The 15,815-nt window shown below is 70.1% G+C and carries 8 protein-coding genes; 3 read left to right on the forward strand and 5 right to left on the reverse strand.

Annotation, left to right across the window (positions count from 1 at the left end; genetic code table 11):
* Positions 1 to 110: 110 nt before the first annotated feature.
* Positions 111 to 1,391, forward strand: a complete 1,281-nt coding sequence (locus tag VK92_RS29465) for a sensor domain-containing phosphodiesterase (protein WP_021162066.1) — start codon at positions 111 to 113, stop codon at positions 1,389 to 1,391.
* Between the two features lie 58 nt (positions 1,392 to 1,449).
* Here VK92_RS29465 and arfB read toward each other — a convergent pair whose 3' ends face one another.
* Genes arfB through recC form a run of 4 tightly spaced genes read right to left on the reverse strand, consistent with a single transcriptional unit; the run spans position 1,450 to position 11,190 of the window.
* Positions 1,450 to 1,854, reverse strand: a complete 405-nt coding sequence (gene arfB / locus VK92_RS29470; protein ID WP_021162067.1) for an alternative ribosome rescue aminoacyl-tRNA hydrolase ArfB — start codon at positions 1,852 to 1,854, stop codon at positions 1,450 to 1,452.
* Positions 1,851 to 4,142, reverse strand: coding sequence for an AAA family ATPase (locus tag VK92_RS29475; protein ID WP_048024436.1), 2,292 nt, complete (start codon positions 4,140 to 4,142; stop codon positions 1,851 to 1,853). Before VK92_RS29475 ends, arfB begins: the two co-directional genes overlap by 4 nt.
* Positions 4,139 to 7,849, reverse strand: a complete 3,711-nt coding sequence (gene recB / locus VK92_RS29480) for an exodeoxyribonuclease V subunit beta (RefSeq protein ID WP_048024435.1) — start codon at positions 7,847 to 7,849, stop codon at positions 4,139 to 4,141. Before recB ends, VK92_RS29475 begins: the two co-directional genes overlap by 4 nt.
* Entirely contained in the window at positions 7,846 to 11,190 is a 3,345-nt protein-coding gene (recC, locus tag VK92_RS29485; protein ID WP_048024434.1) for an exodeoxyribonuclease V subunit gamma, read from the reverse strand. Before recC ends, recB begins: the two co-directional genes overlap by 4 nt.
* Positions 11,191 to 11,371: 181 nt before the next feature.
* On the opposite strand from recC, the gene VK92_RS29490 reads away from it, so the two are divergent.
* Together VK92_RS29490 and VK92_RS29495 are read left to right on the forward strand one after the other, a co-directional pair.
* Positions 11,372 to 13,663 carry an FUSC family protein gene (locus VK92_RS29490; protein WP_048024433.1) on the forward strand — a complete coding sequence of 764 codons (2,292 nt, stop codon included), beginning with the start codon at positions 11,372 to 11,374 and terminating at the stop codon, positions 13,661 to 13,663.
* 291 nt (positions 13,664 to 13,954) lie between these two features.
* Positions 13,955 to 15,322 carry an amino acid permease gene (locus VK92_RS29495; protein WP_048024431.1) on the forward strand — a complete coding sequence of 456 codons (1,368 nt, stop codon included), beginning with the start codon at positions 13,955 to 13,957 and terminating at the stop codon, positions 15,320 to 15,322.
* Between the two features lie 148 nt (positions 15,323 to 15,470).
* Here the strand turns inward: VK92_RS29495 and VK92_RS42105 are convergent, their stop codons facing one another.
* The gene (locus tag VK92_RS42105; RefSeq protein WP_006476417.1) at positions 15,471 to 15,632 is read right to left on the reverse strand and encodes a hypothetical protein; all 162 of its coding nucleotides are present in this window, start codon (positions 15,630 to 15,632) and stop codon (positions 15,471 to 15,473) included.
* Positions 15,633 to 15,815 lie beyond the last annotated feature (183 nt).

A 15,815-nucleotide genomic window follows, 5' to 3' on the forward strand; every position in this document is an offset into this window, starting at 1 on the left:
GCAGAAGGCGGCCTCGATGTCTCACGTCCTTTCGCGTCCGCCGGCGCGTGCGACCGCTTCAGCGCGGCGGCGCGCTACCGCCCCGCCGCTCGCCCCCGGGCTCCGTTGACATGAAGCCCGCCCGCGACCTCTCGCTCGACTCCCTGCTCGACCGTCTCACGCCGACGCCTGGCGGCTGGGTCGCCACCTATCGCACCACGACGCTGCGCAGCGTGTTCCAGCCCGTGCTGTCGATCACGCACAAGCGGGTCGTCGGTTACGAGGCGCTGCTGCGTGTCGTCGACGCGAACGGCGCACTGATCTCGCCCGCCGCGCTGTTCGACAAGACGCGCGCCGACGCCGACGCGCTGCTGCTCGACCGGCTCGCGCGCTGCCTGCATACGGCCAACTTCGTCGCGCAGGGCATCGGCGACGGCTGGCTGTTCCTGAACGTCACGCCGCGCGTGCTCGACTCGGGCCTCGTGCAGCGCGAATTCGTCGAGGCGCTGTGCCGGCATTTCGCGCTACCGCCGAACCGCATCGTGCTGGAGGTCGTCGAACAGCCGTCGCGCGACGAAGCCGCGCTCGCCCGCACGATCGACATGATCCAGCATCGCGACTTCCTGATCGCGATCGACGATTTCGGCACCGGATTCTCGAACTTCGACCGCGTGTGGCGCGCGCGCCCGGACATCGTCAAGCTCGATCGCTCGCTCGTCGAACGCGCGACCGGTTCGGCCGACGATCGCCGCATCATGCATCACCTCGTGTCGATGCTGCACCAGGCCGGCGCGATGGTGCTCGCCGAGGGCGTCGAAAACGACGATTCGCTGCAGGCGCTGATGGAAGCCGACATCGATTTCGTGCAGGGTTTCCAGTTCGGCCAGCCCGACGCATCGATCGCCCATGCCAGCGCGGCAGCACCCGCGATGCTCGACGCCGCGTGGCAGCGCTTCATCGCCCGCCGGCACACGCCGGTCGTCGCCGAGCAGCCGGGCTTCGATGCGATCGAGCGGCTCGTGCTGACCGGCGCGGCCGCGTTTTCCGCGAGCGGCAACCTGCAGGACGCCGCGCAACGCGTGTTCACGGTGCCGGCCGCCCGCCGCGTGTTCGTCACCGACGAAACCGGCGAGCAGTTCCTGCCGTCGATCGGCGCGCCCGCCGACGACGGCCAGGCCGGCGTCACCCGCCTCGCACCGCTCTTTCCGGAGACCCACAGCAACTGGTCGCGGCGCCCGTATTTCCAACGCGCGATCGCCGCGCCTGGACGCGTCGCGCTGATGGGCCCGCACTTCTCGCTGACGGAAGGCCGCGACTGCTATACGGCCGCCGTCGCGATCCGCGCGCAGAGCCGGCTCGTCGTGTTCTGCGTCGACTTCGTACTCGACAGCGCCGGCACCGTGATGCGGTAACCGGCGCGGGTGCGAGCGCCCGGGTGCCGCACCCGCGGTTCGTCCGCCCGGCCATTCGTCAGTCGATCACCTTCCCTCTTCCCGACTTCACCGCGCTGCGGCGCGACTTGTGCTCGAGCCGCCGCTCCTTCGACGCGCGCGTCGGCCGCGTGGCGACCCGTGCGCGCGGCGTGAACGCAACGCCGGCGATCAATGCATCGAGGCGCGCCAGCGCGGCCTCGCGGTTTTTCTCCTGGGTGCGGTATTCCTGCGACTTGATCACGACGATGCCGTCGCGCGTGATGCGCTGGTCGGACAGCGCGAGAAGCCGCTCCTTGATGACAGGCGGCAACGACGACGCACGGATGTCGAAGCGCAGGTGGATCGCGCTCGACACCTTGTTCACGTTCTGCCCGCCGGCGCCTTGTGCGCGCACGGCCGTCCATTCGACCTCGGCCGGATCGAGCGTATAGCGGATCATCATCGCGACGCCTCCATGCGGCGCCGTGCAAGCGCCTCGTCGACGCGTGCCGCGAGCCCCGAATCGCGCTGCGTGCGCGTCGCGACCGCCTGCGCCAGCACGCGCCGCGGCCCGATCACCTGCACGCGCGTACGGGCACGCGTGACGGCCGTATAGACGAGTTCGCGCGTGAGCACACGGCCGAACGATGCCGGCAGCACGAGCGCGGCTTCGTCGAATTCCGAGCCCTGCGATTTGTGGACCGTCAGCGCGAACGCGGTTTCGTGCGGCGGCAGCGCGGCCGGCGACACCGCGCGCGCGGTGCCGTCCGCACGCCGGAACCACACGCGCAGCACGCCGTGCGCGTCGGGCAGCGCAATGCCGATATCGCCGTTGAACAGCCCGAGCGCGTAGTCGTTGCGCGTCACCATGATCGGCCGCCCCGTGAACCAGTGCGCGCCGACCGCCAGCGGCACGCGCGCCGCGTGGCGCACGTGCGCGGCCACGAGGGCATTGACGTGCTCCGCGCCGCGCAAGCCGCTGCGGGTCGCGCACAGGATCCGGAAACGGTTGAGCACGTCGAACAGCGGCAGCGGATCGGGCACCGGCGCGGCCAGCGCGTCGCGCAACGCGTCGAGGTAAGCACCGAACCGCCGCGCGAGCCGCTCGAGCGTCGACGTCGCGAGCGACTCGCCCGCATCGTCATGGAATGACGCGGCCGCCGAATCGTCGGCGGGCAACGCGTCGAGCGCGGCCTGTACGTCGCCGCTGCGGATCGCGAGCGACAGCCGCCCGATCGGCGAATCGAGACCGAAGCGGTAGTTGCGTTCGAGCCAGACGACGCAGTCGGCGAGCGGTGCGGGTGCGGGGGTGGGCGCGGCGGACGCGGCGGCGGGTTCGCCCGGCGGGTTCGATTTGACCGACGCAAGCGCCACGTCGCCTGCGTCGAACGGCGGCAGCTCGACGGCGTCGAGCCACGCCAGTTCGTCGACCTCGATCCATGCGGAAGGCTCGCCTGCATCGCCTGCTTCACCGGTTTCGGCCGGCGGCGGCGCGACGTTGGACGACGAAACTTCGTCATCCTGCGGTTCGTCGTCGAAGAGCGATGCCTGTCTCGCATCGGCCTTCCGTCGCGACGCCGGCTTGCGTGTGGCGACAAGCGCCGATGGCGGCACCGGGGCGCGGGACGCGGCGGAAACCGGATGCGCAGCGGGAACGGCCGCGGCCACGGTCGCGGCCTCGTCCTGCACCGGCAGCGCCGCGACGAATGCCGCCTCGTCGATGCCGAGCGCCTGCGCGATGCGCGTGCGCGCCGCGGCGGTAAACGCCGGCCGCGCGCTCAGCTCCGCGAATACGGCACCCGCCTCGACCGCGGCCAGTTGATCCTTGTCGCCGAGCAACACGAGCCGCGCCCCCGGCGCGAGCGCATCGAGCAGATGCGCGGCGAGCGCGACGTCGATCATCGATGCCTCGTCGACGACGATCAGGTCGTACGGCAGCGGATTGTCGCGATGATGCCGGAAACCGGCCGCCCCGCCGCCGCCCAGCAGCCGGTGCAGCGTGTACGACGTATCGGGCAGGCGCGCCGCGAGTTCGGGCGGCAGGTCGCCGGCCCGCGCATGCAGTGCTTCCTGCATCCGCTGCGCGGCCTTGCCGGTCGGCGCGGCCAGCGCGACGCGCAGCCCCGGATGCGCATCGAGCAGACAGGCCAGTACGCCGACGACGGTCGTCGTCTTGCCCGTGCCCGGGCCACCGCTGACGATCGTCACGCGGCCGGTCAGCGCGACGATCGCCGCGACGCGCTGCCAGTCGACTTCGCCGTTCGCCGGACCGAAGTAACGCGCGAGACTGTCGCGCAGCCGGTCGGGCGCCAGACCTTCGTCCGGCATGGTCGCACCGGCCTGCGCGACGAGCGCATCGGCGAGCCGCCGTTCGTAGTCGAAATAGCGCGACAGGTACAGGTGGTCGTGGCGGTCGACGATCAGCGGCCGCTCGTCGCCACGCGCGAGCGTGCCGAACGCGACCACGCCGCTCGCGGCGAGCGCCGCGCGAACCTCGTCGAGCGGCGTCTCGTAGCGCTGCGCGAGCGCGCCGAGCGCGACGCACACGTGGCCGCCCGCGGTCGCACGACTCGTCGCGAACGCGGCGCGCGCCGCCCAGCGCGCGGCCGCGGCCGGCGCGCCGGCGCGGCGAGCGAGATCGCCGATCCGCCGCGCGAAACCTTCCGCGAGCGCGATGCCGAAATCGGCGGGCTCGGGCAGCCGCGCGACGAGGCCGCCGGTGAATTCGAGCGTATCGTCCTGCGCGTTCATCCTCGGCCCCCTTCCATCATCCGGTCGAGTGCGTCGACAAGCGCACGCGCGGGCCGCCGCGCATGCACGCCGGCCGGCTCGCCGCCGCTGCGCCAGCCGGGCCGTACACCCCGCACGAACAGGTACAGGTAGCCCGCGACATGCGTGTCGTAGTCGTAATCGGGCAGCCGCCCGCGCAGGTAGCGATGCAGCGCGACCGTATAGAGCAGCGCCTGCAGGTGATACGCGTGGTCGGCCATCGCGACGTCGAGCGCGCGCGGGCCGTAGGCGTCCGGCGTCGTGCCGAGATGGTTCGACTTCCAGTCGACGATCCAGAAGCGGCCGTCGTGTTCGACGATCATGTCGATGAAACCCTTGATGAAACCGGCGAGCATGCCCGCCTCCAGTGCAACGTCCGGGTAGCCGTGCGCGACCAGCAGGCGGCGCAGCGCCATCAGGTCGAGCGACGGCGCCGGGAACAGGAACCCCATTTCGTCGAGCCGCTTCGCGGGATCGAGATCGACGAGCCGCATGCCCGGCACGAGCTCGGTGTGCACGACGTCATCGACCAGTTGCGCCATCATCGCCGGCAGACGTGTCGCGAGTTCGGGCCCGGCCTCGACCGGCCGGTCGTGCAGCGCACCGAGCGCGGCCTTCGGCCACGACTCGGGCTCCGTGAACCGGCTGAGCTCGAACAGGCGGTGCAGGCACTCGCCGGCCGCCGCGCCGCGCGGGAACACGAGGATGTCGTCGTCCGGCGGTTCGGGCGCAACCGTATCGGCCAACAGCCATTCGGCATCCGGCGCGACCGCGGCAAGCGCATCGTGGTCGGGCCGCAGTTCGTCATCCGGCACGGCCGCGACGCCCGCCTCCTCGCGCGCCATCGACGCGGTCAGCGAACTGAAGCTGGCCATCCGCCAGGCATCGCGCAGCACGCGCGTCGCATGGCGCGCCGCGAGCGTTTGCGACGCGTCGTGCCCGGCCGCCAGACGCTCGGGGCGCGCAGGCGCCGGCAGCGGCGCGACGCTCACGGGGCCGCCCGCGAGCGCATGCCACGCCGAATCGAGCGCGGCTTCATCGGGCGGCTCGTCGAGCCACGCATCGAACGCCTGGCCGGCGCCGGCGACGAGCCAGTTCAGCACGCTGCGTCGCGCCTCGCGCGTCGAGCGCGACGACAGGTACGGCCCGGCGACGACGTAGCAGCGATAGACCGCACGCGTGAGCGCCACGTAGACGAGCCGTGCGCGCTCCGCGGCCTGCTCGCGCAGCGCTTGCCGCGCCGCGTGCGCGGCCGCCTCGTCGTCGCACCCGTAATGCAGCACCGCGTCGCCCGCATCGTCGTGGTATTCGCGCGCATCGGGCAACGCGGACGCGGGCGGCTCGCGCAACCCGCCGTCGTTCAGGAACGGACAGAACACGATTGCGTATTCGAGGCCTTTCGACTTGTGCACGGTGACGATCTGCACGAGGTTGCGATCGGATTCGAGCCGCAACTGCGCTTCCTCGCCGCCGCCGTCGAGCCGTTGCGCGGCAAGCCAGCGCAGCGTCGGCGCGATGCCCGGCTGCGCGGACGCGCGTGCCTGCATCAATTCGGCCAGATGGTTGATGTCGGTCACGCGACGCTCGCCGTCCGCGCCGGCCATCAGCCGCTCGGCGATCCGCAATTCGCGCGTGAACGTGCGCCACATCACCGCGAAACCGCGTTCGCGCCACAGCAGCCGGTACCGCGAGAAGCGCTCGACCCAGCTCATCGCGTCGGCACTGTCGGCCGCGGACGCTTCGTGTGACGCATCACCGTCGCCCTGCTCCATCCGCCACAGTGCGCCGGCATCGAGGCCGAACCAGTCGGCTGCGAGCGCCGCGCGCAGCCGCCGCAGGTCGCCCGGCGCATCGATCGCCGCCAGCACGCGTTCAAGCTGCTCCGCGTCGCCGGTCGAGAACACCGAGGCCTGCGCCAGTTCCACGCTGCCGATGCCCCACGCGGCCAGCACGCGCTTCACGAGACTGCCCTGCCGGTGCGTCTGCACGAGCACCGCGATATCGCCCGGCGACAGCGGCGACTCGCCGAGCCGCACGCGCCCTTCGCGCGCGCCCCGCATCAGGCGGGCTATCTCGGCGGCGCAGGCCTGCGCGGCCTGTGCCTGCGCATCACGCTTGAGCAACGTGCCTTCACCGCCAGGCAACGCCCACACCCGGAAGTCGCCGGACGGGCCCGGATCGGTTTCGTCGACGAACGGCGCGCGCACGCGCGTGCCGGCACGCACCGCGTAATAGTCGAGCCCGTCGAGCACGAACGCGCGCGGATTCGACATGAAAAAGCGGTTGCACGCATCGACGATCGCGGGCGTCGAACGCTGGTTGACCGCGAGCGTGTAGCACGCGCTCGCCCGCGCGCGCGCCGCCAGATAGGTATGCAGATCGGCCGCGCGGAAGCTGTAGATCGCCTGCTTCGGATCGCCGACGAGGAATAACGGGCCGCCCGGCGCGAAGATCCGGTCGAAGATCGCGAACTGCAGCGGGTCGGTATCCTGGAACTCGTCGATCAGCGCGGCCGGATAGCGCGCGCGCAGCGTCTCGGCGAGCCACGGATGCGCATGCAGCGCGTGGTACAGGTTCGCCAGCAGATCGTCGAACGACACGATGCGCCGCGTGCGCTTGCGCTCGGCCAGCTCGCCCGGCGCCATGTCGAGCCATTCGGCGATCAGCGCGAGCCAGCGCGCGCGCTGCGCGGCTTCAGCCGCCGCCACGGCCGCCTCGAGCGCGTCCGCCACGTCGAAGAACGCGTGTTCGGGCGTCGCGCCGCCTTTTTTCGTCGCCTTCACGAGCGCGGTGCGCGTGAGCTTCAGCGCGGCCTTCGGCAGCGCAGCCGTCGCGTCGCCCTGCGCGAAATGCGCGGCCCATGCGGCGAGCGCATCGGCAACTGCTTCGGGTTTGTGCGAACGCTGGTTGAGCGCGGGCTGCGCGGCGCGCAGCAACGCATCGATCGCTTCGCGCTCGGCCGCCCACATCCGCCCGGCCTCCGCGAAACATTCGGCCGCGGCGGCCTCGGCCGATTCGTCGGGCTCGGTCACGCCGTCCCAGCGCAGCGCGGCGAGCGGCTTCTTCAACCGGCGCGCGAGCTGCGCATCGAGTGCCGCCGGCCCGGCGCCCGATTCGACGAGCCAGGTCGCGAAACCCGGCCAGCGCGCGGCCGCCGGTTCGACGCGCGTGCGCCAGAAATCCGCCGCGAGTTCGAAGCGCAGCGACGCATCGTCGGCCTCCATGTCGAACGCGAACGGCATCGCGGCCGCGAACGGCGCTTCCTGCAGCGCACGCTGGCAGAACGCGTGAATCGTGTGGATAGCCGCCTGGTCGAATGCGCGCAGCGCACGCCGGATCCGTTTCGCGGCCGTTTCGGGATCGAGCTCGCCACCTTCGCCGAGCGTCGTCTCGAGCAGGCGCTCGATGAACGGATCGCCGCCGTCGTCACCCGTGTCGAGCGCATGCGCAAGCTGCGCGAGCCGGCCGCGAATCCGCTCGTGCAGCTCCCCGGTCGCCGCTTTCGTGAAGGTCACGACGAGGATTTCGTCCGCGCCGAGATCCTTTTCCAGCAGCAGGCGCACATAGAGCGCGCAGATGTTCCAGGTCTTGCCGGTGCCGGCCGATGCCTCGATCTGGTTGACGCCGTCGAGCGGACACGCGAACACGTCGAGTTCGAGCGCCTGCTGCGGCTGCGACACGGCGCTCATGCGACCTCCTTCAGATGCTCGACGAGCGGATCGAACACGAGCCGCGCGAGCGTGGCGAACGGCTCGTCGAGCGACGCATGCGCGCCGCGCCATGCGATCGCGATGGCCGGATCGTCGGCTTCGCTCACGACCCGCTCGTTGATCCAGACACTCGCGGCCTTGGCCTCGCCGTCGGACACCCGCGCCCATGCGCTGCGCGGAAAGAACCGCAGCGGCATGCGCCGCCCCGCGCGAAACAGCGCGGCAAGCGGTGCGAGCTGCTCGAGCGGCGCGGCGACCGGCGTCAGCTCGAATGCGCCGCCGCTGCCGAACCACAGGGTGCGGCGCGGGCCGCCGGGCTCGATCGCGCAGTAAACGAGATGCGCAAGCCACGCGGACAGGTAGTCGCGCGCACTCGGCCTCGCATAACGGTAGATGATCTGCCCGGCCTGCGTCAGCCGGTTCAGCGTGCCGTGCAGTTCAAGCGGTGCGCTCACCGCGTCGCCCGACAGCAGCGCGTCGTGCGCGCCGAACAGCGTCTGCTCGGTGTCGGGCCACGCGGGCACGACGGTGAGCGAGAACGACCGCCGCTCCATCCCGTCGGCCAGCGCACGACGCACGTTCGATGCCAGCTGCGTCATCGAGCCGAGCGCCTGGTCGCGCCACACGGCGCCCGTCGCGCCGCCCGGCAGTTCGGGGCTCGCGTCCGCGATGCGCAGCGCATGATCGTGCACGCCGCCCTCGTCCGATTCGATCAGCAGCGGCAGCACGCGCTCGGCGAGCGCATCGCTGCCGGCGAAGTCGAGCGCGAACGGTTCCGTATCGAGCAGTTCGGCCTGCGCGTCGGCAAGCACGATGCCGAGCCGGCCGCGCAGCAACGCACGCGCCGGATGGCGCCAGAAGCGTTCGAATTCGCTGAATGCGACAGGCTCGACCGGCTCGGCCGGCAGCGGCTGCGCAAAGAACGGCAATTCGCGCGGGCCGTCGCGCGACGCTTCGGCGGCGAGCAGCGACGCGAGCGTCGCCCGCTCGGCGTCATAGGACACGAGCGCGCTGCCGGGCTGGAAATACGCGGCCGCGAACGGCTGCAGCGGATGCTCGACGATGAACGCGCGCCGCGAGGCATCGACTGCGTCCGGCGCGGCGTCGGGGCCCGCCGTGACGAGCGCGAGATGGTCGAGCAATTCGTCGACGAGTGCCGCGGGCGGCAACGGCGCGTTGTCGCGAATGCTGCGGCCCGTATAGGCAATCAGCAACCGGTCGCGTGCGGCGAGCAGCAGGTCGAGAAACAGGTTGCGCTCGTCGTCGCGGCGCTGGCGATCGCCGAGCTTCGGCAACACGGCCATCAGGTCGAATTCGTCCGCGCGCGCGAGGCTCGGCAGCACGCCGTCGTCCATCCCGAGCAGGCAGACGACGCGATACGGCAGCCCGCGCAGGCTCGTCAGCGACGAGAACGTGACGCCGCCCCACGGCACCCCGCCGCGCGCCGGATCGTCGAGCGCGGCGGCCAGCCCGGCCCGGACGACGGCCGCCGGCAGCGCTTCGTCGGGCGCCCCCTCCGTCATCGCGGCCAGCATCGCGTCGAGCGCGTCGCGCACGCCCGCGAGCGCATCCGCATACGCGGCGCCCGAATCGAAGAAACGCGCGAGCGTGTCGGCGAACAGTTCGCTCCAGCCGTGCGGCGTATGCGATTCGGCCAGCCGCCGCGCGAAGCCGTCGAGATCGTCGGTGAAGCGTGCGAGCCGGCCGAGCAGCTCGGCCTCGCTGCCGGTGGCCGCCTCGATCGGCAGCCACGCGCCGACCGGCGCCGCGCCTTCCGGCATCGCGTAACCGAGAAAGAGCCGCGCGAGCGCATCGGAGAACGTATGACGCGGCGACGGCACGGCCGCATCGTCGCTCGCGAGCGGCGACAGCCCGCGCCGCGCGCCGGCGGCCGCGAGCCAGGTCTGCACCGTCTCGAGCGCCGTCGCATCGATGCCGTAGCGTGCCGCCACCGCGTCGACGCGCAGCCATTCGACCAGCTCGGGCGCACCGACCTGCCGCTCCGGCAACGCGAGCCAGTCGAGCAGCACGCGCGCGACCGGGTTCGCCTGCGAAGGCGGCAGGCCGGTGATGCGGTAAGGCACGCGTGCACCGCCACTGCCGGCCGTGCCGAACACGGCGTCGATCAGCGGGCCGGCCGCCGCGAGATCGGCGACCGCGACGAGCACGTCGGACGGCTGCAGGCTCGCGTCCGCGTCGAACCACGCGAGCAGCCGGTCGTGCAGCACCTCGAGCTGGCGCGCGAGGCTGTGGCATACGTGCACCTCGATGCCGCGCTCGGCCGGGGCATCGCCGGCTTCGGCCTCGGGCCGCAGCTCGAGGATCGCGTTCTGCACACGCGCGAGCCACGTCGGCGCGGGATTCTCGACGAAACGCGACGCGTCGCCCGACGCGGCGCTTTCGGTCAGTTCGTGCAGCATGTGCAGCTGCGCCTGGGTCTGCCTGCCCCATTCGGCGAGCAGCGGATGGCCGACCTCCTGGTAGTCGAGACGCCCGGCCGCGTCGAGCGCCTCGGCATGCGCGGCGGTCACGATGTCGAACCAGAATTCGCGGCACGGGTTCAGCGCGTAGACGCGCACGTCGATCCAGCGCGACAGCTCGCGCAGCAACGCGACGTGCAGCGGCGGCATCGTCGGCAGCGCGAACACGCTGACCGATTCCGGCCAGTGCGTGCGTGCGCGCGCGACGGTTTCGGGATCGAGATGGCGCGCCTCGACGAGGAAGCGGTGCGCCGGCGGCGTGCCGCTGTCGCTCAGCTCGGCAAGCAGCGCGCGCCACAGCGCGGCCTGCCAGCGCTCGTCGTCGCGCGCGGCGTCGCTGATCCCGCGCGGCGCGCCGTCGCCCGCGAGCACGGACTCGCCGGCCTGCCACGCGGCGAGCCACTCGGGACGATAGGTCAGGTAATGGTCGAGCACGGCCGCGACGCGGTGGGCAAGCTCGTAGCGCATCGCATCGTCGGACGCGGACAGATACGCGGCCAGCCGCGGCGATGCGAGCCACGGTGCACCGTCGGATGCCTGCGCGAACAGCCGGTAGCAGCGCCACACAAGGCGGTCGGGCGCGAACGGCGAACGGGCGGGCACCGTCAGCACGCGGCCGATCTGCGCCCACAGCCACTGCGCGAGATACGTGAACTCGACGTTCGCGCATACGCCGTTGCGCGCGGCGATGTCGAGCTCGAGGCGACGGCGCAGCGCCGCGCTCGGCACGATGACCTGTTGCGGCGCCCACGGGCCGTTGCGGGCCGGGAACGCGGCCAGATCCTCGAGCAGCGCGTCGGCCAGCGTTTCGTGACGGTTCGAATAGAAGAGATGGAGCATGAAGCAGGCGTCGGAACCTCGCGCGGGCAGGGCCGGGCGAACAGGATCACCAAGGATAGCAAATGGACCGCCTCCGTGAACCTCGGCCGGAAAGCCAGGTTTTGCGGACCGCGAAATACGATAGACTCGTCGCCAGTCAATACGCCGCCCCGGGCGTCTTCGTCAGCCATTCAGTCCATCGATGCGCTATTCGGTCGAAATCAGAAAGTTTTTCTACAGCCAGTACTTTTTCGGCGGCCTGCGGATCGCGGTCGGCGTGTCGCTGCCGGCCGTGCTGTGCCTGATCGTGTTTCACAACCGCGAGCTCGGTTTCACGATCTCGACCGGCGCGCTCGGCGCCTGCGTCGTCGACATGCCGGGCCCGCTCAAGTACAAGCACAACGAAATGCTCGCGTGCAGCGTGATCGGCTTTCTGGCCGCGCTCGCGACCGGCCTTGCCACACCGAACATCTTCGTGCTGTGGCTCACCATCGTGCCGCTCACCTTCGTGCTGTCGCTGATCGTCGTCTACGGCAACCGCTGGCCGCAGATCAGCTTCGCGACGCTGTTCATGATGGTGATGACGCTCGAGGAGAAATTCACGCCGCTGCAGGCGTTCATCAACGCCGGCTGGATTCTCGCGGGCGGCCTCTGGTACACGTACTGGGCCACGCTCGTGTCGCGATGGCAGGCGCGCCGGATCGAGCAGCAGGCGCTGGCCGAGAGCCTGTTCGCCTGCGCCGACTACCTGCTCGCGCGCGCGCAGTTCTACGACCTCGATGCCGATCTCGACGAGTGCTACCGCAATCTCGTCGCCAAGCAGATCACGGCGGTCGAAACCCAGGAAACCGCGCGCGACATCGTGCTGCGCAACCTGCCGAAACTGCGCCGCGGCAAGCTCGATCCCGGCCGCACGACGATGTACAACCTGTTCATCAACAGTGTCGACCTGCACGAGCTGTTCGTCGGCGCGCACACCGATTACCCGCTGGTGCGCAACACGTTCGGCGGCTCGGACCTGATCATCTTCTATCGCGACCTGATCCGCAAGGCGGCCGCCGATCTCGAGGAGATCGGCCTCGCGGTGCTCGAAAACCGCGCCCCGCATTCGCGGATCAGCGTGAAGGCCGAGCTGCGCGCGATCGAGTACGAGATCGAGCTGATGCGCAAGAAGAACTTCCCGGCCACCAACGCGGAGGCGTATGCGGCCGTGCTCGCCACGTTCCGGCGCATCTGGAGCGCGACGCGCCTGATCGACCGGATGCGCCGCAACCTGTCGGGCCACGCCGATCCGCAGCAAACCGAACTGAAGATCGACAAGGCGCTCACGCGCTTCCTGCAGCGCCGCCGGATGTCGCCGCTCCTGATCTTCTCGAACCTGAACATGCGTTCCCCGAGCTTCCGCCACGCGCTGCGCGTGACGATCGCGGTGGCGGTCGGGTTCTGGCTCGGCCGGCTGCTGCCGCTCACGAACGCGTACTGGATCGTGATGACGACCATCATCATCCTGAAACCCGGCTACTCGCTCACCAAGCAGCGCAACGCACAGCGGATCATCGGCACGCTGATCGGCTGCGCGGCCAGCATCGCGCTGATCTATACGGTGAAGGAGCCGCACCTGCTGATCGCGATCATGTTCGGGTCGATGGTGATGAGCTACAGCCTGCTGCTGTTCAACTACGCGGCGAGCGTCGTGTTCACGTCGTCGTACGTGCTGCTGATGTTCCACCTGCTCGCGCCGGGCAGCATGCGGATCATCGGCGAGCGCGCGATCGACACCGTGGTCGGCTGCATGATCGCGATCGCCGCGAGCCGGCTGTTCCCTTACTGGGAATACCGGCTGATGGGCAAGCAGGTGGCCGACATGCTCACCGCGACCCGCAAGTATTTCGAGGCCGTGTGGCGGGCCGGGCGCGGCGTGTCGCCGCCGCCCGTGCCGGCCGCCGACGGCGCGGCCGTCGTGCCGGTCGTCGCCGCGGCCATCGAGGCGCCGGCCACGACCCTCGACGACGACTACCGCTACCGCCTCGCGCGCAAGGACGTACACATCGCGTTCGCGAATCTCGGGCAGGCGTTCCAGCGGATGATGATCGAGCCGAAGGCGCACCAGCGCTTCGTGCCGGAACTGAACGACCTGCTCGTGCAGACCCACGTGCTCGGCGCGCAGATCACGGCCGCCGCGCCGCTGATCCGCACGGCCTGCGCAGCCGACGGCAACATCCTTCACGACGACGCGCTGCACCGCGGCCTCGCCGCCGTGCTCGACAATCTCGAGAAGGCCGAGGCCGGCGAGCCGCCGCCCGCCGATCAGCTCGACGCGTCGAAGCAGATCACGCGCGACCTCGACGCGATGGTCGTGTCCGCGGAGAAATCCGATGCGGTGGGTGCCGAGCTCACGCACGACCTGAAGGTACTCGCACATCAGTGCAAGCAGATGCTCGCGTCGTCGCTGCTGATCCGCAAGGATGCAAGCGTGATCCGCCTGCCCGCCTGACCGCGGATTTACCCCGCCGGTGGCCGGCCCGCGCATGCCGCGGATCGGCCGCCGGCGCTCCCCGATTCAGCGATCCTCGAAGCATGATCCGAGCGTTCCCGGCGGCCCGCGCCTTCCATGCGCGACCGCCCGTCCCCCTGTTGCGCCCGTCGCGCCAGTCAGGGAATACCCGATTCCGGTCACCCGGCCCGGCTTGTTATCATTCGTTCACATTCAAGTTGTCTATACAACTTGAGGCAATCGGACCGGTCCCGCTCGCCCGGTCCGTCGCATAACGATATCGGAGACACGATGAAAAACTTGCAGCGCCACCTGAGCGCGCGGCACATCCGCTTTCTCGCGCTGGGTTCGGCGATCGGCACGGGCCTGTTCTACGGTTCGGCGTCCGCGATCCAGCTCGCGGGCCCGGCCGTGATCCTGGCGTACATCCTGGGCGGCGCGGCCGTCTACATGGTGATGCGCGCGCTCGGCGAGATGGCCGTGCGCGAACCCGTCGCCGGCTCGTTCGGCCACTATGCGACCGAGAACCTCGGCCCGTTTGCCGGCTTCGTCACCGGCTGGACCTACACGCTCGAAATGGTGATCGTCGCGATCGCCGACATCACCGCGTTCGGCATCTACATGGGCTTCTGGTTTCCGGACGTCCCGCAATGGATCTGGGTGCTCGGCGTCGTCGCGATCATCTGCGGGCTGAACCTGTGCCACGTGAAGGTGTTCGGCGAACTCGAGTTCTGGCTGTCGATCATCAAGGTCGGCGCGATCGTCGCGATGATCGGCGGCGGCGTGGCGATCCTGCTGACCGGCATGCACTTCGGCCATTCGGCCGACGTGCCGACGTTCGCGAACCTGTGGAACCATGGCGGCTTCCTGCCGAACGGCGTCGGCGGGCTGATCGCGTCGCTGTCGGTCGTGATCTTCGCGTACGGCGGGATCGAGGTGATCGGGATGAGCGCCGGCGAAGCCAAGGATCCGGAGCGCGTGATTCCGCGCGCGATCAACGCGGTGCCCGCGCGCATCCTGCTGTTCTACGTGCTGACGATGGTCGTGCTGATGTCGATCAGCCCGTGGACGGGTGTCGGCAGCGACGGCAGCCCGTTCGTGCAGATCTTCTCCGCGCTCGGCGTGAAGTCGGCTGCGACGATCCTCAACCTGGTCGTGATCAGCGCGGCGATCTCCGCGATCAACAGCGACATCTTCGGCGCGGGCCGGATGATGTTCGGTATGGCGCGCCAGGGCCAGGCACCGCGCGTGCTGATGACGACGTCGCGGCACGGCGTGCCGTGGGTCACGGTGCTCGTGATGGCGGTCGCGCTGCTCGCCGGCGTGCTGCTCAACTACCTGATGCCGAAGGACGTGTTCCTGATGGTCGCGGCAATCGCGACGTTCGCGACCGTGTGGGTCTGGCTGATGATCCTGCTGTCGCAGGTCGCGATGCGCCGCCGGCTGTCGAGCGCCGAAGTCGCGGCGCTGAAGTTCAAGGTGCCGTTGTGGCCGGTCGCGCCGGCGCTGACGATCGCGTTCATGGGCTTCGTGATCGTGATGCTCGGCTGGTTCGAGGACACGCGTGTCGCGCTGTATGTCGGCGCGGCGTGGCTCGCGCTGCTCGCGGCCGTGTTCTACGCACGGATCCGCCCGAAATTCGCACCTGCGTCACGTTGACGCACGGCTGACCTGCGTACGCGGCGCGCCGGTTCCGGCGCCCGCGTCATTCCCGGCTCCGCGCTGCATCAGCCGCGCCAGCAGCCGGGCACTCATCCCCTTCACATCGACGCCACGTGCGCGGCCCGCCGGGCCGCGCATCGGCTCGTCAGTGCGACGCGGCGCTCGCGGCCTCGGCCGGATGGGCTTCGTCGTACGCGTGCTTCTGCGAAATCGCGTTGTACAGGATCGTCCCGATCACGAGCAGCACGGCCACGACGATCAGGATGCTCACGTTGCGGACTGGGTTCTTCTTGCGCTGATCGTTCATGGTCGGGGCGACTCCGTCAAATTCATCGAAGCGGGCATTCTACGCGCTTGCGCCCGTCCCGCGACGCCCCGTTTCCGCTCCCTGTTTCCGCTCCCCTTTCCCGTCCTCCGCCTGCCCGCCGTTATCTTTCATTTGATAACGGTTCCCATTTCGATCTAGAATTCCGAGTCTTTCATTTTGTAA

Origin of the sequence: Burkholderia sp. LK4 (assembly GCF_001043615.1) — a bacterium.
Taxonomy (GTDB): domain Bacteria; phylum Pseudomonadota; class Gammaproteobacteria; order Burkholderiales; family Burkholderiaceae; genus Burkholderia; species Burkholderia cepacia.

Excerpts from the sequence above, each read along its gene's own strand:
- VK92_RS29465 (WP_021162066.1), top strand. The coding sequence starts at position 111 with ATGAAGCCCGCCCGCGACCTCTCGCTCGACTCCCTGCTCGACCGTCTC.
- arfB (WP_021162067.1), bottom strand. The coding sequence starts at position 1,854 with ATGATGATCCGCTATACGCTCGATCCGGCCGAGGTCGAATGGACGGCC.
- VK92_RS29475 (WP_048024436.1), bottom strand. The coding sequence starts at position 4,142 with ATGAACGCGCAGGACGATACGCTCGAATTCACCGGCGGCCTCGTCGCG.
- recB (WP_048024435.1), bottom strand. The coding sequence starts at position 7,849 with ATGAGCGCCGTGTCGCAGCCGCAGCAGGCGCTCGAACTCGACGTGTTC.
- recC (WP_048024434.1), bottom strand. The coding sequence starts at position 11,190 with ATGCTCCATCTCTTCTATTCGAACCGTCACGAAACGCTGGCCGACGCG.
- VK92_RS29490 (WP_048024433.1), top strand. The coding sequence starts at position 11,372 with ATGCGCTATTCGGTCGAAATCAGAAAGTTTTTCTACAGCCAGTACTTT.
- VK92_RS29495 (WP_048024431.1), top strand. The coding sequence starts at position 13,955 with ATGAAAAACTTGCAGCGCCACCTGAGCGCGCGGCACATCCGCTTTCTC.
- VK92_RS42105 (WP_006476417.1), bottom strand. The coding sequence starts at position 15,632 with ATGAACGATCAGCGCAAGAAGAACCCAGTCCGCAACGTGAGCATCCTG.